Origin of the sequence: Salicibibacter cibarius (genome assembly GCF_016495725.1) — a bacterium.
Taxonomy (GTDB): Bacteria; Bacillota; Bacilli; order Bacillales; family Marinococcaceae; genus Salicibibacter; species Salicibibacter cibarius.
This window is the reverse complement of sequence record NZ_CP054705.1, coordinates 386,918-405,522: the sequence shown is the minus strand read 5'-3', so window position 1 is coordinate 405,522 and position 18,605 is coordinate 386,918. Positions and strand designations below refer to the sequence as shown.

Genomic DNA, 18,605 nt, shown 5'->3' with positions numbered 1-18,605 from the left:
CTTCACTAAAATCTATGGCTGAAAACTAAGGACAAATATGGTAATAAACCCAAATAAATGAAAAGCACCCGTCACCCTTGCTATGATGAATGTGCGACCAAAAACCATAGTGGGGTGATCAGGTGCACAATCATTGTATCAAGCAATTGCTCGGACTTCCAGCCATCGATATTAAACAAAGTTATCTCGATAACGAGAAGAACATAATCTTTGAGATAATGCCTATCGATCGTATCCAACCTTGTCCGATTTGTCACTCGGAACAGGTGAAACGAAACGGGACACCATATAAACGCTGTGTTCGTCATTTATCCATGGGTGTTTCACACACCTACTTGTTGCTCCAGGCGATTGCTTTGGAGTGTCAAAACTGCGGGGCTAACTTTGTATGGCAATATGATTTTGTAGCTCCGAAAAAGCGTTATACGATCGCCTTTCAAAACCAATGCCTTCAAAAAGGCCACGGGACAACCGTAAAAAGCTTGGCAAGATTTGAAGAAGCCCCTTACACAACGGTCGAACGTTTCTTTAAGGTCGGTATCCAAATCGAAAGTGAAGCAACGCAACAGACATGCTTTCAAGATGCGATGGATCGACAGGGCTTGGTTTTAGGGATCGATGATTTTGCGATCCGTAAGGGCCATACCTATAACACCGGGATCCATGACTTAAAAGGCGGAAGTATGCTCGATATCATCTCTGGGCGAAAAAAAGAAGATTTACACACGTATGCCGAAGCGCATCCGTTTCTCCATGTTTTGAATCCCGTCGCCGTCGTCATGGATATGAGTTTCACTTATCACCAAGTGATCGGTTCCTGGTTCCCCCGGGCTATTCGGATTGTTGATCGATTCCATGTGAATCGCTATGTGACCGAAGCCCTTCAAGACGTTCGCCGCGATGTGCAGAAAGGATTGCCCCCGCACGCTCGGAAAAAACTGAAAAGGAATCATCGGCTTCTGGCAAAGCGCGGAGATGAGTTATCAGACAAAGAACTAGCAACTGTGCAAACCATTATTCATTACCATCCAACACTCGCCCAAGCGTACGAGTGGAAGGAAGCCTTTATCGAATGGTATGACCTTAGTACAAATGCCAAGCAAGCGGCCATAACACTCCAAAAATGGTACAAACAAGGGCATGCCATCCAGCACCAAGCGAGCGAAGAATGTCTGAAAACCTTGAAGAACTGGGAGAAAGAGATTGTTAATTATCATCGTTTACGCTACACGAATGCCGTTGTTGAAGGGCGGCATAACAAAATCAAAGCGCTTCAACGGCGTCATTATTTCACGAGAAATCCTAATGTTTACCACCAACGCATTCTTGTTGAATGTAATGAAGACTACATGAATCAATATATGGAAATATGAGCTTAGTCAACCATAGATTTTGGTGTTGAGCCGAAATGAGAAGAGGTAAAATGAAGACAAATAGCCAAAGATGATCCTCCAAGCGATTTGAAGCAAAAATAGTCCTAAGTTTTGCGAAATCAACAAAAACAGCCAAGGAACCGCAACAATGCTGGTTTTTTTTGGCTGTTTCCTTTTGTCAAAGATTTGTAGGGGAAATCAGCTCATTCTTTACTTTCCCTAAAATTTTTTCATCTTTCCTAATGGCAGGCATTTTTTTCTGAAACATTCTTTAAACCCGCATCTAACAAGCACTCTTGTTTCTTTTTCCAAATCGAGGACTCGGCGCACCTTGAATTGGAAAAAACCTTCTTCTCAGATGCACTGGAAAAGGCAAGGACCTTTCCAAATAAAGGGTCCTCCAAGCGCTACTCTACTCATTTAACGCCGTCTGCAACGTCTCAATATTTTTTCCCATTATGCTGAAATAGTCTTCATTATTCTCCATGTCTTCTTCGGAAATGGATTCCAAGTTTCGAAGCACCAGGCTTTCTGCGCCGATTTCCTCCTGAATCACTTCGGTGACGGAACTGCTCACGTTATTTTCAAAAACGACGTAGCCGATATCCTCTTCTTCCGCGATTTCGACGATTTCGGCAAGCTCTGATTGGGACGGCTCTTCATTAGGGGAAAGACCTAGAACGCTCAATTGTTCTAATCCGTAACGATCTTCCCAGTAGCCATAAGCAGCATGGGAGACAATCAACTCATCACGATCGGCCTCTGCAAACGTCGATTCCAACGTTTGATCGAGCGTTTCCAAATCATCACGTAGCGCTTCATAGTTTTCCGTAAAATAAGCTTCCTGTTCCGGCCGCAACTCGATAAGTGTATGTTTAATATTCTCCGCAACGTCTATACTACGGACCGGATCCAAAAAAATATGCGGGTCGCCATCCTCATGTTCAGCCTCGTGATCTTGTTCATGGTCATGATCATCATCATGGTCATGGTCGTTGCCAATTAGTTCAATGCCTTCGCCCGCAGGGACCATAGCCACACCCTCATCAGCGAGCATATCTTCGGCTGTTTCAACAAAGCCTTCCATACCTACGCCGGAATAGATAAAGGCATCGCTTTCCGCGAGTTGGATCAACTCATTAGCTGTCGGTTCAAAGGAATGCGCGTCTGCGTTCGGCGGGTAGATGGTTTCGGCATTGACTTCGCTGCCGCCGATTTTGGACGTAAAGTCCTCCAAAGCGAAAACCGTCGTGTGAATCTGTAAAGGATCCTCCTCCCTTTCGTTACCCAAGCTTTCCCCTTGGCAACCGGCAAGTGCTATGCCGGAAATGATGATCATCATACATGGTTTCCGCATCCAAATAAACACCCTTTCAAATAGTAATGATTACGATTTAAGATTAGAGAAACACATTGATCCTGTCAAGGTCTTTTTAAAATCTTCCTTTAATCTAGGGTAATCAACTACTTTCATAGAGAAGCATAAAGGGCTCAGTTTATGGATATCCCAAAAACTTTACGCGCGTGATTGGGATGATGGCGCTATATCTACTGAAAATATTATGAAGGGAGATACTTGTAATCATACAGTAATAGTATACTCATAGTTTCTCCATATTTTCTTGTTATTTTAATTTAGGAATACAAAAATAGGGAGGAATTTTAAATGAACATGAGAAAACTATTTTTATCTTCATCACTCGTGACAGTTGTTATGTTTGCACCGATGTGGAGTGAAAGTGTCTCCGCATACGCTGAGCCAGACGAGGATGATCATAGCAAACAAGATTATTACACAGAGGAAAACATGGGCGCTTCACAAAACTATCTCCTAAGAGATGACCAAGGTAGTGAAGTGGAGCAATTACAGTCTGAGTTAAGTAATCAAGGGTACGCTGTTCAAGTCGATGGAACGTTTGGTTCTGAAACAGAAAATGCTGTTAAAGAGTATCAAAGCGATCAAGGCCTTGTTATAGATGGAATAGCCGGCCCAAATACATATCAGGCATTAGAACCAGACACTTCAAGTAATGGTGATCCGTCAAATGAAGATTCAGAAAACCAAGATCCTGCTTCTTCAGATTCAGATATTGCTGCAACAGCTGAGAGTGTACTGGGAACGCCTTATCAATGGGGCGGCACAACGCCTGATGGATTTGATAGCAGCGGCTTTATCAATTATGTGTTTGATCAAAATGGCATCGATGTCTCTCGAACTCATGCAGAGATGTGGGAGAACGATGGGGAACACGTAACGTCTATGAGCATTGGGGATGTTGTGTTTTTCGAAGGCACGTATGATATGACAGGAGCTTCACACAGTGGCATATATATCGGGGATAACCAAATGATTCACGCAGGGAGTGAAGGTGTTGTTCAAGCTGACATTACCAGTGATTATTGGCAAGAGCACATCATCGGAACCAAAACCATGCAATAATTCCTCACAAAAATTAGCTGTTGCTATGATGTACTCATAACAACGATTGTTGAATAATCCTTTTTATTACATTGTAACCTATCAGTGCTTATTCAAACTATTAGGGAGAGATACAGTTTCTTATGTCTATCACTTATAAATATAAAATCCCATTTGAATTAAAGCTGACAAATCTATGAAATGTCTATTTAGGACCAAATTCGAAATGTTATATTATGTGTATGGAGAAACCATTAGTATCTATTTAACTTAAGGAGTAGGTATTCTGTGAATAAATTATTGATGATTCTTGGCAGCTCAGTCATGCTACTTGCTGCTTGTGGCGGAGAAGAAGCAGCGGATGAAGGAGATGAAACTGAAGAAGATCGAGAATTTACTTTGGAAGAACTTGAAGAATATGATGGGCACGATGGAAACGATGCTTATGTAGCGGTTGATGGAGTCGTTTACGACGTTACAGATGTTGATGAATGGGAAGGTGGAGAACACGCCCCCGCTGGTGGATTAGAGGCTGGTGATGACCACACAGAAGAAATTGAAGAAGCTCCACATGGAACTGATGTATTGGAAGACTTACCAACTGTTGGTACACTAGAAGAATAATAACAATTAGTTGCGAAGTTTAACCCTTTGGATAAGATGATTCCAAAGGGTATTTTTTAGGGAATGTTCCGCAATTACGCCCTTTGTATTATGAGTTCAACCAGAAATGACTGGTTAAACTCATAATACGAACGAAGCGAGAATGACTGTTCAAGAATATAAGCGCGATTGCGGAATAAGGCATGTTAGGAAATGTACTGTCACAATGTCTTACAAGATGGACTTTTAATCGAAATCTATTGCTAGTCATAAGAAAGGTTGGAGTCTCTCCATAAGCATTTCTTCGGTCACTTCTCCCATAATGATATCAACGATAATGCCTTCTTCATTAATCAAATACGTGGTTGGAAGACCGGCGACTTGATACGCATCAGCCATTTCCCCATCCTGGTCGAAGAGGATAGGCATAGTGACTGGTCGCTCATCTAAAAATTCCATTGCTTCATCCATCGTACGCTCAAACGATGACATATTGACCGCTAGCACATTTACCTCATCGTCATTAAATTCCTGATGGACTTGATCAAGCAGAGGAAATTCTCGAATGCAGGGTTCACACCAAGAAGCCCAAAAATTCATAATGACAAATGTGCCACGTACATCGTTTAAACTCATACTCTCTCCTTCGGCTTTCGGCAACTCCATATCCGGGGCTTTTTCTCCCTGGTTGACACCCATCGGTGGAGAAGAAACAGAATTATAGATGATTGCTCCCATCACCAACGTTGCAATCAGAAGAGCTCCTATACTGCTTACTTTTCGAACCATTCGTATTCCCCCGTCGACCCGCTTTCTAAGGAGATTAGCACCTTTCCACCTTCCGGGTCATCTAACCATTGAAATAACTCTACGCTGTCAGGATTAGATTTTTAATCGATTACGACCGTTGTTAAGAAGCTGTAGGGTCGACCATTTGCATAAAATCTTGGACGTGTTCTTCACTCATGCCACCTACGCGAATGTGAACAACCTCCCCGTTTTCATCAATCATATAGGTTGCCGGGAGTTGCCCGACACCATAATAATCCATCACATCGCTATTTTCATCCATGAGGATAGGGAAAGTTAACTGAAGACGATCAACAAATCGATCAATGGTCAACTCGGATTCCCCCACATTTACGGCAAGAATTTCAACATCATCATCCAAATACGCCTGATGTTGATCTTCCATATAAGGCATTTCTTCTTCACATGGTGGGCAATAGGTGCCCCAAAAGTTAAGAAATACGCCTTGCCCTTCATAATCGGCAAGCTCTACCCTTTCACCATCCATATTGATCAGCGTGAAATTGGGGGCTTGATCTCCTTCAGAAACCGCCTCCTCCGTGTGAACAAAATTGGTGTAAAACACGTAAGAAACAACGACAGCCAGCGTCATTAACACAGCCGTACGCATCCATAGGCGCCGTCGTTTACGTTTAGCTCTTTCCTCTTTATCCATAGTCCACCTCACTATTGATAGATTGCCATTGATGGCGCTTTTAGGCGTTTCCTAGACGTGTTCTCTCTGCATGGATACCTTGTCAAAGATGCTTTTGATTCTAAGCATAAGAGTGAAGACCTGCAATAACAAGGTTGACGAATATTAAATTAATCATGATAATCGCGAAACCAATAACAGCCAACCAAGCAGAAGGTTCCCCTTGCCAACTGCGGTTCAACCGTAAGTGCAGGTAAGCTGCATAGAAGAGAAAGGTAATGAGTGCCCACACTTCTTTCGGATCCCACCCCCAAAACCTTGTCCAAGCAATTTGAGCCCAGATCATGGCAAAAACAAGCCCTCCTAATGCAAAAAGTGGGAACCCAATTGCTATGGCACGATAGCTTATTTCATCCATTAAGTCCGGATTGACCCTTTTCACGAATGGTTGTAAAAGAGTCCCTATACGTCTCCTCGTGATTAAACGAACCGCCCCAAATAAAACGAGACCAGAACCAAAAGCCCATGCTGTTGTGTTCAAGGAATCACTATCAATCCAATCGGGCATTTCGAACCAAGGCTCCATACGATCTGAAGAGAGCAACTCTCCCTCGTTCGGGCCAAATATCGGGGGAAGATCATAAATGATTTCGGCTGGTTCTTCAAATTCATTGACATAAGCAAATTGAGCTTCATAACCGAATGCGTTAAACGCGTTGGTCAAAACGATGAAGGCAAAAAGAGTCATAAAGGTGTACATAATAAACTCGACGCCAAACGTCCTTTTGGTCATTTTTTTTTCTTTTAAATCGATTGTCCGTAGAAGGTAAATGACCCCTGCCCCAAAACTAACGGCAAGAATTCCCTGAGCCAACCCTGTTGTTAACACGTGAATCTCAAGCCAATAGGTTTGTAAAGCCGGTTGTAGTGGTTGATAATCAGTTACAAATACTGTGGCATACCCAATCATGAGCATCACAACAGGCAATGTAATGACACCAAGGACGTTACTTCTATATATGCCATAGATGATCACAAAAGCGAGGCTTAACGTAATACCAAAAAATGTGAGATACTCGAACATATTACTTACCGGGGCAAACCCGACCGTGATCCATCTGGTCACGAAATACCCTAAGGCAAAAACGAGGCCACCAATGGCTGTTATATACCCGAAAAGACCCCAGTTATTTCCCGTTACCCAGCCTTCTTTATTCCTCCATTTTCGCCCTGTCACAGACACCGCGTATAAAACCGTCGCAACTAAATAGAAAAAGAATGCGATCGTGAGTAGGATCATGCTCAAACTCATCTTTATTTACCTCCTATCCTCTCATTAAGAGTGAACCTTAGCTATTGTCCTTCTCCTCTCCCTTCTCATATTCATCATCGATTTGATCCCGAGGCGCCGTAATGCCTGTCTCTTTCGTGATCGCATCGATGTCTTTTTTCAGGGGTGCCCAGTGTTTATTCGTATGAGCAGCGAGCCAAACCTCTCCGTCGTTTCGTTGCAACCAAATGCGACGATGTGGCCAATAAGATCCTTGTACAAGACCGATAAGGAAAATGGCCCCTCCAACACTAAGATAGGGAATGGTGTTATCTTTTCGAACGGTAAGACCTGTTAAATCATTAGTATCAAGACCATCTAACGAAAACTCGTACCGATTCTCTTCTTGATCAGGGCTCACATTGTAATTCGCTTGAATACCGAGAAAAGTGTGGTCTAATGCTTCTGTATCCGGGTTCGCCATTTCAAAAATGAATGCCGGATTATCCGGGACATCGTTTTCCGTTGTTGGCATGCCCTCATCATTCATATAGAAATTCGGGAAGTAGCTATTAATGCGAACATCCTCCCCATTATCAAGGGCATACGTATCATCCGGGTCATTTAAATCTACGGTAAAGGAACCCAACACCTCATCGGTTTCCGTGTCCTCAACTTCAAAACTCAGTTCTTTTAACTCATCCAATTTATAGTCCACTTGATAAAGCGTGTAATCATCGAAGTGGAAGGCATCGTTGACTTCGATCGGATGCCGATCGACTTCTTCGAGCTCTTGATCGACGCCCAGAGGGCCTTCTGGTCTATATAATACTGCGTCTGTTCGAAAAGTTTCTTCAAACTGAAGGGCGGCACTTGCTTCCATGCCATCCGCAAAAATTTCATCATCTTCATCGAACTCTTCGTACGTGAATCCCTGATTCTCAACGTAATATTCACCGGATGTGCCAGGGACCACTTCGGTCTCGCCTTCACGAATCCACATATTTTCATCTACATACATGCCAGGGAAAAACCGAAGCGATGCCCCGATTAAAAATATAATCAACCCGATGTGATTCACATAAGGTCCCCACCGTGCCCAACGGTTTTTCTCCGCCAGTATATGGCCGTTTTCTTCCCGGATGTTGTAGCGCTTCTTTTTCAATAGATCTTGGGCTGCTTGAAACGTGTGGTCGACATCCTCCACCCGACTTGTCCCAAAAATACGCTGACGTTTCATAAAACTTTTGTGTCTTGTTACACGCTGCGATTTCAAAGCTTTATATAATGGAAAAAAACGATCGATACTAGCAATGATGATCGATATGCCCAGCGCAGCAATCAACAACATATACCACCAAGATCCATACATATTGTGCAACCCTAAAGCATAATAAGCTTGGCCTAATCCTCCGTACTCCTCTTCATAATACACTTCCGGCGTTTCGCCGGGCGGCATAAACATCTCTTGCGGAAAAATGGTTCCGAGGGAAGAGACAATTAGTGTTACAATTATAATGCCTATCCCTACTTTGACAGACGAAAAGAAATTCCAGATTTTATCGATAATGGATGTGCTATATATTTGGGAACGACGTGCGGCACCCTCGTAACGCATGTTGAGCAGTCGGTTCGAATCAGGGTCTGCCAGTGGTTTACCACATGATCCACATACTTCTGTGCCGTAAGGGTTGACTCGTCCACACTCGCAATTTTTGTTCATCATGAGCCCCCATAAATTTAGTTTCATAGATGATCAGTTTTTTGAAAGAATTTCTCATAACCACAACCATTTATATCATCCAGGACGGGACATACTGCCCTAAATACATTGCGATCGTCTCGAAATAACCTGTGAGAAGAAGGATGCCCAGGATAATCATAACGACCCCTCCCCCTTTTTGAATAGCCGGTAAAAAACGATTGATGGCGTTAAGCTTCTGGAAAGATTGCGCATAAAGGAGCGAAACTGCTATGAATGGTACCCCTAGCCCCATGGAATAAACAAATAGCATGGTTGACCCGGTTAGCATACTTCCGGATGCTCCCGCAAGCGTGAGAATGGAACCGAGGGTGATGCCAATACAAGGGGTCCATCCAGCTGCAAATACCAGACCAAACAGCACCGAACCGGAAAAGCTCGAAGCCTTTTTAGGGGTTTTGGCTACTTTTTTCTCGGTCAGTAAGGCACGAATGGAAATAAGCCCACTCATTTGTAGCCCAAATAAAATAATGATGATCCCGCCCATTTGCATAATGGCTGTACTGTACTGATTAAACCATGACCCGATAAGGGTTGAGGATAATCCAAGCAGCAAGAAAATAATCGTAAAGCCAAGAATAAATCCGATGCTGCGGGTGAAAATCAGCCGCCGCTCCGCATTGATGGCTCCCGATGAAACGTCAGTGCCGGTCAGTTGAGCCAAATAAGCCGGAAGCAACGGGAAAATACAAGGGGAAAAGAAAGATATGAGGCCTGCCGCAAAAGCAAGGCCGAGCGACACATCATCCATATAACGAGACCCTCCTCCAACATTGATGTATGATCAACGACTTACGTTTGCGCTTATGATTCATCTACACTAAAGCCCTGTTCCGCTTGTTGTTCCCATGTTTCTCCACCATTTTCGGTATAAAAAATATCACGTTCGATGGTCGTCACCATGAGAGTGTTTTCAGACTGTGGGTTCTGGGCCAGGTAACCAATGGCGTCTTCTTCGATCAATGGGGCAGGGATCTCTCTAACTACTTCGCCGGAGGCGTCTATCGCTTTGAGGGTTGTTTCTTCATCTATACCCTCGGCAACAAGCAATTCACCGGTGTGCGCATAAGTTAAAGCTGGCGCTGGCACACCACTTAGCACCTGTTCAAAGGTATCTCCGCCATCATCAGATTGAAAGGCCCCTTCTTCTGTACTCAGAGCCACCCTATCTTCCTCATCAGGATGGGCGGCAATCGCAATCACGCTTCCGTTCACCCCGTCAGCGTCCCGCGACTCCCATTCCTGTCCCTCGTCGAGGGTTCGATGCAGCCCCAGCTCATCCATTTTTGAATTAAGCTCCGGATTCATGACATAGATGGCGTCTGTGTTGTAACTGGCCGACATGACATGAAAATCAACCTCCCCTTCGAGCGCGAGTAAATCAAGCGTTTCGCCCCCATCCGTACTTTTTACAAGTCCAAACGGGTTCTCATAATCCGACTGCATGTTTGGATGTCCACTGCTATAAAAACCTTCAGACGTCATGGTGAAGCCCATAAAGTCATGAAGCTCCCCTTCGCCACTCTCCACATTCTTCCATGTCCCATCCTCATAGACTCGCAACCCATCATGTGCCGGAATATATGCCTGCTCCCCATCTTCTGTGAAGCCAAGCCCATGGATATGCGTAAATTCAACCTCTTCTTGAGCTTCGGTTTGACACCCACTCATGAGTACTCCAACTGCTGCTAAACTTGCAAGATACAATCTCATGTTTTTCTTCCTTTCCGTTTGCTTATGAATGAAATGATAATGTAAATCATTGCACCTACTAATAGAGGGATCCCCATCCAGAAACAGATTTGAAAAAGGAGCTGGAGATAAGAAGGAACATCGGCTGAAGCCGATATAATGCCGGACATTACCAAACAGTGCAAGCCGATGGCGATTACCAACGAAGCAATCCACCAATCCCTTCTAGTCATTCATCGCCCTCCTTTGCTTCTGGAAAACGTAGCGTAAATGTCGTCCCTTTTCCGGTAACACTTTCCACCTGAATGCTTCCATATTGAAGTTCCGTCAATTGTTTCACGATGGCAAGCCCTAAACCGGTCCCCCCAAAATCACGTGATCTGGACTTTTCAGCCCGATAGAAACGTTCAAAAATGTAGGGAAGATCTTCAGGATCGATACCCCTTCCCGTATCCGAAATTTTTACTTCGATATTCCCGTCTTTCAAGGATCCCTCGATCCAAACATGCCCGTTTTCCGTATAACTCACCGCGTTTTGAAGTAAATTTGTGAAGATCTGTTCCAACCGGAAACTATCAGCTACAATCGTTGGAAATTTCCCTTCCATATCAACCTTTATGGTATTGTTCTTTTTCTTAGCTTCGGTGGCCAGTTTTGCTGTTGCTCGTTTGGTAACGTCTCCGATATGAACGAGTTCAAGGTCCAAGGGAAAACGCTCTTCTTCCATTCGGGATAATTCAAATAAATCATGAATCAATCGATTCATGCGGTGGGCTTCTTCATGAATAATATCGACAAACTGTTGCCTTTCGGTTTCATCCTGATAAAGCTCCTTTTTTAGTGCATCACAATACCCCTGAACATAAGACAGTGGCGTCCGTATTTCATGAGACACGTCCGAAAAAAAAGCTTGCCTGTTGTTCCGGTACCTTTTTAGTTCACGTGCCAACTCATTCATGGAATGGGAGAGCGAACCCAACTCATCCTTCGTTTTCACAGGCACTTCCACATCTAGATCCCCCCTCGCCATTTGGTTTGCGGCTCTTTCCATCTCCTGCAGGGGCGTTGAAAATTCTCTGGAGGCAATAAACGTAAAACCAAAGGCAAGAAGAAGGGCTCCAACGCCTGATAGAAGCAGCGCCTGCTGTACTTGAATGGCAGACTGATCCATAAGATCCGAAGGTGAAAAGACAATGACCTCTCCTAGATCGTCATCCTGCACTTGTTCCCCAGCATAAATATATTCTTGGTGATCATTTGGGTCGGTAAATCTTCCTGCCTCCCCCTGCAATGCGGAATGCTCAGAGGGATGAAAACCACGGATCCCGGAATCTTCGACAACGTCTCCATTTGCATCAATAATGACCATTTTTCGGGCTGTCTCCCGATCCATCGATTGGACAAGAAGTTCGATGTCAGGATCATCAACTACAGCAAGGAGGGTTGCATATTGGGAAGCCATTTCATCCGTTTCATCGTATAAATGGACTTCATTATAATTGGTGAAAATTTGAACCATGACATACCCTAACGGAAGCAATACGATGAGAAACAAAATCATGATTGATCCACCGAGCTTATAAAATATCCTGTTCATCGGTTATTTCCCTTCCGTTGTATTAAATGTGTATCCCACTCCCCATACGGTCTTCATTGGATTAAATGGCAGACCAGCCTTTTTCAATTTGGTTCGGATATTTTTGATATGGGTGTCAATCGTTCGAGGATCGTGCCATTCACAATCCATTGTCCAAATCTGCTCGATGACATTTTCCCTTGTATACACGCGTTCCGGACGGGAGGCCATTAAATACAAAATCGCAAATTCTTTTGCGGTTAAATCAACGGATTGTCCCGCCACCTTAACCTCGTGTCGATCTGGGTGAATAAATAATGCCCCGTCTGTTATCTTTGCTGGATCCTCGTTTAAAGAGCTGGATTTACGTCGGAGCAATGCTTTTACACGTGCAACGAGTTCCTCTGGAGCGAACGGTTTCACGAGATAATCATCTGCCCCAAGGTCAAGCCCCTTGACCCGATCTTCTATTTCTGTTTTTGCTGTTAGCATCAAAATACCTATATTGGATCCTTCAGTACGAAGGTGTTCACATACGGTCCAACCATCGGTCCGGGGCATCATAATATCTAAAATAACGGCATCGTAAGGTTGATCGGTTGCCTTATGTATCGCTTCTATTCCGGAACTTGCTTCATCAAGTTCATAGCCTGCATTTGTCAAATAAAGACCAACCAACTGTCTCATTTTTCTCTCGTCATCCACAATAAGTATACGTTCAGCCACTTTTGCTCCTCCCATGAAGTACTACATATCAAGTTTAGCTAGTAAATATGTAGTTGATGTGAAGATTGCGTTCGTAAAATTTGATCATTTTTTGACATAGACACTGAGGTAGAGTGTCACCTCTCATTATAAAAAGAAACCCTGAAGGCGAATAGAAATCCGCCTCAGGGTGGAGAGATTATGCAGCCGCCATCTCACGGCATACTTTTGCGCACCGGTGACAAGCTTCCGCACAATCTTGGCAATGCTGGTGGTGGTCGTGCTTTGCACACTCATCGCCACAAGCCTGACAGATGTCCGCGCACAATTCACAGATCTGCTTAGCAAAACGGCTGTTTGTTTGCATAGCCTTAACGGCAAACGCACAGGCATCGGCACATTCTCGGTCCAAACGGATACATTCCGCCAGCATTTGTACGTTGTCTTCCTTCAGACACTCATCAAAACACCGATTGCACTGTTCCATGCATTCTAAACATGCTTGGATACACTCTTGATAAGTCATTAATCTTGGTACTCCTTTCTTACGACACATAATTTGCATTCACTAGCTAGTATGCGGTGTCCTTAATGGTTTACCCATAAAATATGTAGTTTTTATGAAGAAGGATAAATTTTTTTGCTTGTGAGTGTCTTATTAACACTGTGAATTAAAGGAAACTGATTGGTCAAAACAGTACAAAAATATCTATATCATAAAACGACAATCCTTCTATAAATTACAAAAATGCCCTTATCGGATCACTCGACCTTAATGGCCCATGGAATGATCAGATAAGGGCTATCTGTTCTCCATTTGTCATCGGTTTATCTGGCCATTATATATCCCCTTCATTTACGGAATATAGCTTTTGACATGAGCCATCAAGTTTATTAAATCTTACATTCCCCCATTTACTAATCGGTTAGAAGGTGGCCAATACATGCTTTTTTTATTCGACTTCTGATAGTTCATCTTCGGTGACCCATTTATGATTTTCCACTTCTTCGCCACCGTCCGTCGGTGTGTAATCAATCATATAAACCGTCGTTTCTTCAGCCTCATCAATCTCAGCCGTGGCTCCTTCCATACCGTCCATATGATCGGCTTCTAATGTGACTTCTGCTCCCGGTTCAAATGTTTCCTCCCCGGCGTCTTCAATTTCTTCATGAACCACCCATTCATGATTTTCTTCTCTTTCTCCGCCATTGGTTGGGTCGTAAGAAACAACGTAGGCAGTCGTATCATAAGCCCCAACGATGGTGGCCTCAGCACCTTCCATTTCTTCCATATGGGCGTCTTCGATCATTGCTTGGCTTCCCACTTCAAACGTTGGATTCTCTTCTTCCTCTAAATCATCCGGAACTTCACCGGAAGTGGAGTGATCCATGTCTTCGTGCTCGTCATCGTCCATATCCATGTCATCCATATCCATGCCATCCATATCGTCGTTATCGGGCATCTCATCCTCCATATCTTCCATATTATTATCAGAATCGGGATCCATCTCCATACCTTCATCTGGCATTGGATCTTCATCATCATTGCCACATGCAGCTAATGCAAAAGCTGTTACTAGGGAAAAGGACCCTATCATGATTTTCTTCTTCATTCTATAATTCCTCCTTTTCATGAATAACGTTAATGTACTAAAAAAATGTGTAGAAAATATGGAGTGATCGTTCATAGAGCAAAAAAACAGTTTTCATTAGATTTAAGTTTTATTCATAAATTCTACATTTTTTTCGTTTACAGTGTGACATAACCAATCAAAAGGAGGAAGAAAATTGAAAAAAGTATATATAGGAATGAGTACCATTGTTTTAGCGCTAGGTGGTTGCTCGGATGAGGGGTTAGATTAGAGATCTACGGGATCTACCGAGAATCAACAAGAGGATCAAGGGAATGAAATGATGACTGAAGACGGTAAAGAAGTGTTTAATCTAAATGTTACCGAGACGCACTGGATGTTTGATGAGGAAACCATGACAGATGCCTGGACGTATAATGGATCCGTACCCGGCGAGAAGATTCGTGTCCAGGAAGGGGATGAGGTTATATTAAATGTCAAAAACAATTTGGAAGAACCCACTGCCCTTCATCTACATGGGTTCCCCGTCCCTAACGCGATGGATTTGAGCCAGCCTTTACGCCTGATCCAGATGTTCCAATCAACCTGAATAATATTAAAACAGGGGCTTCTTCGAGAAGTCTCTTTTCTTTTGTCATCTTGACTGAAGGAATATGGATGTACAAAGATGCCCGTTTTTGGAGTTTTATCAACTTCACTCTTTCTACACATTTTTTTCTTAAAATCCAACTAGGTTTTTCGAAAACGTAAATACTTGGAAAGAAGGTTCTCATGCGATCGGTGAAGAATGAAGGTCAGGGTCAGGGTAATAGAATTAAGATTTTAGATCAACTGCGTGGATTAGCTTTACTAGCTATTTTTTTAGTAAATATTTCTGGATTGGCTTCCATAGAGACGGAAAACCAATCTTCTATCAATGAATCCATCGATACCTTGATGTCAATTTTACTGGAAGATAGCGCCAGGCCATTATTTGCATTTATGTTCGGAATCAGTCTTATTCTTATTTATCAAAGACTAAGCAAAAAAAATTTGAATCCATTCCCAACGTTATTCCGCAGGTTGCTATTACTATTTATAATTGGGGCTCTCCATGGGTATTACATTTGGGCGGGGGACATCCTGCTTATGTATGCCATGGCTGGTTACGTACTTCTTTTTTTTATTAAGTTTCCAGAGAAGTGGTTGCTTACAATGGCTTTGTTTTTTTGGCTGGGGTATACGATTGGAGTGGATTTTCTAAATTATTTTTTCCCTCACTCGTTTTCTCTTGACGAATGGCTCAAAGACTTACTACTTGGACCGGGAGAATCTCCCACGGGGTCCGAATATCTCATTAATGAATTTTCTTCTATGGTGGAACATTTGGGCTTTTTCTTATTTGGGATGTACACTTATCGTAAGGGTTTACTTTCACAAGCAATAGCACGGAGAAAGCGAATGTGGCTCCTATCTTTGATTTTCCTTACTGTTGGTGTTTCCGGAAAAACAGCCCCTTATTATGAGGTTGATGCCCTTGTCTTCACGCCTCTGGAAAATTTTTATCCGTTTGTCGTAACCGTTGGAATCTTAATGAGCATTATTCTTTTAGGAACGAGCAGAACGACGACCCTATCAAATGCGTTGTTGCCATTTACTGCTGTTGGAAAAATGGCTTTCACCAATTACCTTTTGCAGTCGCTGGTATTCGTAAGTCTGTTTATGCACAGTGGGAGAACAATTTTTGAAAGGGTCGGAATTTGGATGGAACCAAGCTATGTATTCGCCCTTTTTATAGGTATCATTTTATTTGTCGTACAAATGATTTTCAGCCACCTCTGGCTAAAAACGTTTTACTATGGCCCTTTTGAATGGTTTTGGAGAATGGGAACATATGGAAAGAAGGTTCCGTTAAGGAGGAAAACATAAATTTCTATTCAAAACATGGCCTCCTGTCTAATATGAGGAAATCAACCGAAATGGGTTACGTTCATTTTAAGTTAATAATTTCTGCTTTCACATGGAGGCATGGTTCTCAACAGTTCTTACATTTACTGTTGTGCTCAGACGATCAAAATGAAGTAATACCCTTAGGCATTTACTTCACCTACTACAATATACCCCCCAAGCATTTAGAACCCCCTCGCTATAACAACGAGGGGGGCTCTAAGTGCAGTATTAGCAGCAAAACGCGGAATGAAATTGTACGCTGACGATAATGAAGAGGAGGCGAGAAACACCCCCAAATCTAACGGTCAAGTTCCTCGTAGATATATTCTTGTATAACTTCAGCTACTGCGTCAGCACTGCGATAGACTTCTTCAAACGTGTTGTCCACCCCTCCGAATTCGATGGTCATCGAATTCGGTGATAAATCCTGATTATAAACCCCATCCACGCCGGCACCTCCCGAGGTCATGACGCCTCTACTTAATATCCCGGCCACTTATCCTCCAGGCGGTGATGGATTTCTACCGCCATTTCCAAATTATGTTCATAGTCCGGATGGTCTTCTCCGATAACAAAAAATGTTCGCGCATAAACTTCATCATTAATTGTAGCTGTAGTAAGCTCTCGTTCTACAGAGTCACGGTGAAGATCAAAGAAAAATTCGAGTTGTTCATGTTCTTCCACGTCTTGCATGAGAATCTCGCGAGATACCTCATAAGATTGGCTATAATCCCATTCTCGCTCATTTAATTTCTGTTGAATGTCATGATCAGACACTTCTACAGGAAGCCCGTATTCGCGAAATTGATCGGCTAGATAGTTGCCAACCTGAACAATATTAATTTCTTGGTGGTTTGGATCGTCTCCCTCGATTTCAGGCAAAAAAGACTCACGGCTATGTGAATGTAAGAGATGAATGATCGGTTCTTCATCGGAAATCTCAGGTGGATCATCGTCTACAGTATCTCCCCTTTCACTTCCATCAGTTTCGGGTTGTTCATATTGATGTTCCTCGAAAGGAGGGGGAGATTCCATAGCCATATTTGTAAAGTCAGTTCCTTGCCCAGCAATTACAAGCGTATTGTCAAAACCTGAAAAACCGGGAATCTCTCTTCCCAAAAATGTGCGTGGGTCATTCAAGTTCATATTCGTAGCAAGCTCTATAACTGTTGTTGTCAAACTGGGGGTAGAAGTATCTTGCATTGCATCTAGATAATACCGATTTTCAGCCCCTAATAAATGGATAAACCAATCACTTTGTGCCTCTTTCGTCCAATCATGAAGGACTGATGAAGAAAAGCGATGTTGATTATCCGCAGTCGTTAGCATAGCAATAATAAGAAAGGTTCCAACGATAAAAGCGACGGCTACCATAAAGATTGACTGAACATTCGATTTCGATACTGAGAAGGCATTTGAGTAGTGATATGGTCTGCGCAAGGGCCTGTCCCTCCTTACGCTATCATTCTATTTAGAAAATACTTTTACTAGAACGTGTCTAATGGTCCAATTTTGGGGCGGATATCGCCAAAGTTCTCGAAGGTCTCAGAATTGAATCATCCGTTGGCGATATGTCTTTAATTGTTTTGGAAAGACATGCGTTTTTTCTCAAGAACGAGCACATTTCAAGTATTCTTTTATACAGTGGTCAGAACTTCAGAGCACCCACCCTGACTTATAGGCCATAGCCGAAGCATACCTTTAACTTCATTTCTCCAAGGGGCTCGGGGAATATCTGTGCCGATCATGATGATCGGCACAGGAATGGCTATATTCATAGATTATAATACATCTGTTGAAATACTTTTAGCGCATGTAACTGCTCTTGAATCGAGGCATTTGGAGTATAATCCCACCCTTTTGATTCAATAAAATCACTATATCTGCTTTGTAACCCAAACTGTTGTAGGGCCATTTGTAAATGAATATTCCTTACATTCTGTGCGTTCATACTTAAGGAAGAGTTAAAATTATCTTGAGCCATTGTCATTGCTGTATTACGTGCCTCAGAGACAATATTTTGTTCATTCATATAAGAAACAATGTGGCTACGCTCCCGGTAGCCACCATCTACCATGAAAATGGGTGTTTGCTCAAAATGGGAGTATATCCTCTTTATGAATTGGCGATATCTTTACTAACAATACAACCAGGCTGAATGCTTTTTGGTGGATTTTGGAAAAAGATACCCTGCGTAAGAAACTGGTTTTGACAGTATGAAAGAACCATTTACTGTGCCT

General features: G+C 42.9%; 20 protein-coding genes. 5 read left to right on the top strand and 15 right to left on the bottom strand.

Annotated elements, in window-relative coordinates; genetic code table 11:
- The first annotated feature begins 122 nt into the window (after positions 1 to 122).
- A complete protein-coding gene (locus tag HUG15_RS02135; protein WP_246516461.1) occupies positions 123 to 1,373 on the top strand; it encodes an ISL3 family transposase in 1,251 nt (416 codons plus the stop codon).
- 412 nt (positions 1,374 to 1,785) lie between these two features.
- Here HUG15_RS02135 and HUG15_RS02130 read toward each other — a convergent pair whose 3' ends face one another.
- Complete coding sequence (locus tag HUG15_RS02130; RefSeq protein ID WP_142090504.1) at positions 1,786 to 2,730, bottom strand: metal ABC transporter solute-binding protein, Zn/Mn family; 945 nt, start codon at positions 2,728 to 2,730, stop codon at positions 1,786 to 1,788.
- 309 nt (positions 2,731 to 3,039) lie between these two features.
- On the opposite strand from HUG15_RS02130, the gene HUG15_RS02125 reads away from it, so the two are divergent.
- The gene (locus tag HUG15_RS02125) at positions 3,040 to 3,813 is read left to right on the top strand and encodes a C40 family peptidase (protein WP_142090503.1); all 774 of its coding nucleotides are present in this window, start codon (positions 3,040 to 3,042) and stop codon (positions 3,811 to 3,813) included.
- A 267-nt stretch (positions 3,814 to 4,080) separates the two neighbouring features.
- Positions 4,081 to 4,416: a cytochrome b5 domain-containing protein gene (locus tag HUG15_RS02120; RefSeq protein ID WP_227003907.1), complete on the top strand. Its 336-nt coding sequence runs from the start codon at positions 4,081 to 4,083 to the stop codon at positions 4,414 to 4,416.
- Between the two features lie 246 nt (positions 4,417 to 4,662).
- On the opposite strand, the gene HUG15_RS02115 is transcribed toward HUG15_RS02120, so the two are convergent.
- From HUG15_RS02115 to HUG15_RS02065, 11 genes are all read right to left on the bottom strand, one after another.
- Positions 4,663 to 5,184: a TlpA family protein disulfide reductase gene (locus tag HUG15_RS02115; RefSeq protein WP_142090502.1), complete on the bottom strand. Its 522-nt coding sequence runs from the start codon at positions 5,182 to 5,184 to the stop codon at positions 4,663 to 4,665.
- Positions 5,185 to 5,305: 121 nt separating this feature from the next.
- Positions 5,306 to 5,860, bottom strand: coding sequence for a thiol-disulfide oxidoreductase ResA (gene resA / locus HUG15_RS02110; RefSeq protein WP_142090501.1), 555 nt, complete (start codon positions 5,858 to 5,860; stop codon positions 5,306 to 5,308).
- A gap of 100 nt (positions 5,861 to 5,960) precedes the next feature.
- Positions 5,961 to 7,151, bottom strand: coding sequence for a c-type cytochrome biogenesis protein CcsB (gene ccsB, locus HUG15_RS02105; RefSeq protein WP_142090500.1), 1,191 nt, complete (start codon positions 7,149 to 7,151; stop codon positions 5,961 to 5,963).
- Positions 7,152 to 7,188: 37 nt separating this feature from the next.
- On the bottom strand, positions 7,189 to 8,835 hold the full coding sequence (resB, locus tag HUG15_RS02100) for a cytochrome c biogenesis protein ResB (protein WP_142090499.1): 1,647 nt from the start codon (positions 8,833 to 8,835) through the stop codon (positions 7,189 to 7,191).
- 67 nt (positions 8,836 to 8,902) lie between these two features.
- Complete coding sequence (locus tag HUG15_RS02095; protein ID WP_142090498.1) at positions 8,903 to 9,622, bottom strand: cytochrome c biogenesis CcdA family protein; 720 nt, start codon at positions 9,620 to 9,622, stop codon at positions 8,903 to 8,905.
- A 53-nt stretch (positions 9,623 to 9,675) separates the two neighbouring features.
- The gene (locus tag HUG15_RS02090; RefSeq protein WP_142090497.1) at positions 9,676 to 10,584 is read right to left on the bottom strand and encodes a F510_1955 family glycosylhydrolase; all 909 of its coding nucleotides are present in this window, start codon (positions 10,582 to 10,584) and stop codon (positions 9,676 to 9,678) included.
- Positions 10,581 to 10,796 carry a hypothetical protein gene (locus tag HUG15_RS02085; protein WP_142090496.1) on the bottom strand — a complete coding sequence of 72 codons (216 nt, stop codon included), beginning with the start codon at positions 10,794 to 10,796 and terminating at the stop codon, positions 10,581 to 10,583. Before HUG15_RS02085 ends, HUG15_RS02090 begins: the two co-directional genes overlap by 4 nt.
- Positions 10,793 to 12,160, bottom strand: a complete 1,368-nt coding sequence (locus HUG15_RS02080; protein ID WP_142090495.1) for a sensor histidine kinase — start codon at positions 12,158 to 12,160, stop codon at positions 10,793 to 10,795. Before HUG15_RS02080 ends, HUG15_RS02085 begins: the two co-directional genes overlap by 4 nt.
- Positions 12,161 to 12,163: 3 nt before the next feature.
- Positions 12,164 to 12,865, bottom strand: coding sequence for a response regulator transcription factor (locus HUG15_RS02075; RefSeq protein ID WP_227003906.1), 702 nt, complete (start codon positions 12,863 to 12,865; stop codon positions 12,164 to 12,166).
- Positions 12,866 to 13,043: 178 nt separating this feature from the next.
- Positions 13,044 to 13,370 (bottom strand): four-helix bundle copper-binding protein, encoded by a 327-nt coding sequence (locus tag HUG15_RS02070; RefSeq protein WP_142090493.1) that lies wholly within the window; start codon positions 13,368 to 13,370, stop codon positions 13,044 to 13,046.
- A gap of 427 nt (positions 13,371 to 13,797) precedes the next feature.
- Positions 13,798 to 14,457: a YdhK family protein gene (locus tag HUG15_RS02065; protein ID WP_142090492.1), complete on the bottom strand. Its 660-nt coding sequence runs from the start codon at positions 14,455 to 14,457 to the stop codon at positions 13,798 to 13,800.
- A gap of 301 nt (positions 14,458 to 14,758) precedes the next feature.
- Between HUG15_RS02065 and HUG15_RS02060 the strand changes: the two genes are divergently transcribed.
- Entirely contained in the window at positions 14,759 to 15,025 is a 267-nt protein-coding gene (locus tag HUG15_RS02060) for a multicopper oxidase domain-containing protein (protein ID WP_246516460.1), read from the top strand.
- 191 nt (positions 15,026 to 15,216) lie between these two features.
- Complete coding sequence (locus HUG15_RS02055; protein WP_200126716.1) at positions 15,217 to 16,344, top strand: DUF418 domain-containing protein; 1,128 nt, start codon at positions 15,217 to 15,219, stop codon at positions 16,342 to 16,344.
- A gap of 319 nt (positions 16,345 to 16,663) precedes the next feature.
- Here the strand turns inward: HUG15_RS02055 and HUG15_RS02050 are convergent, their stop codons facing one another.
- The 3 genes from HUG15_RS02050 to HUG15_RS02040 form a co-directional block, all read right to left on the bottom strand.
- Positions 16,664 to 16,861 (bottom strand): stage II sporulation protein P, encoded by a 198-nt coding sequence (locus HUG15_RS02050; RefSeq protein ID WP_200126714.1) that lies wholly within the window; start codon positions 16,859 to 16,861, stop codon positions 16,664 to 16,666.
- Positions 16,846 to 17,805, bottom strand: a complete 960-nt coding sequence (spoIIP, locus tag HUG15_RS02045; protein ID WP_200126712.1) for a stage II sporulation protein P — start codon at positions 17,803 to 17,805, stop codon at positions 16,846 to 16,848. The genes HUG15_RS02050 and spoIIP overlap by 16 nt, the downstream gene beginning before the upstream one ends.
- Positions 17,806 to 18,139: 334 nt before the next feature.
- A complete protein-coding gene (locus tag HUG15_RS02040) occupies positions 18,140 to 18,442 on the bottom strand; it encodes a spore coat protein (RefSeq protein WP_142090489.1) in 303 nt (100 codons plus the stop codon).
- Between the last annotated feature and the right edge of the window lie 163 nt (positions 18,443 to 18,605).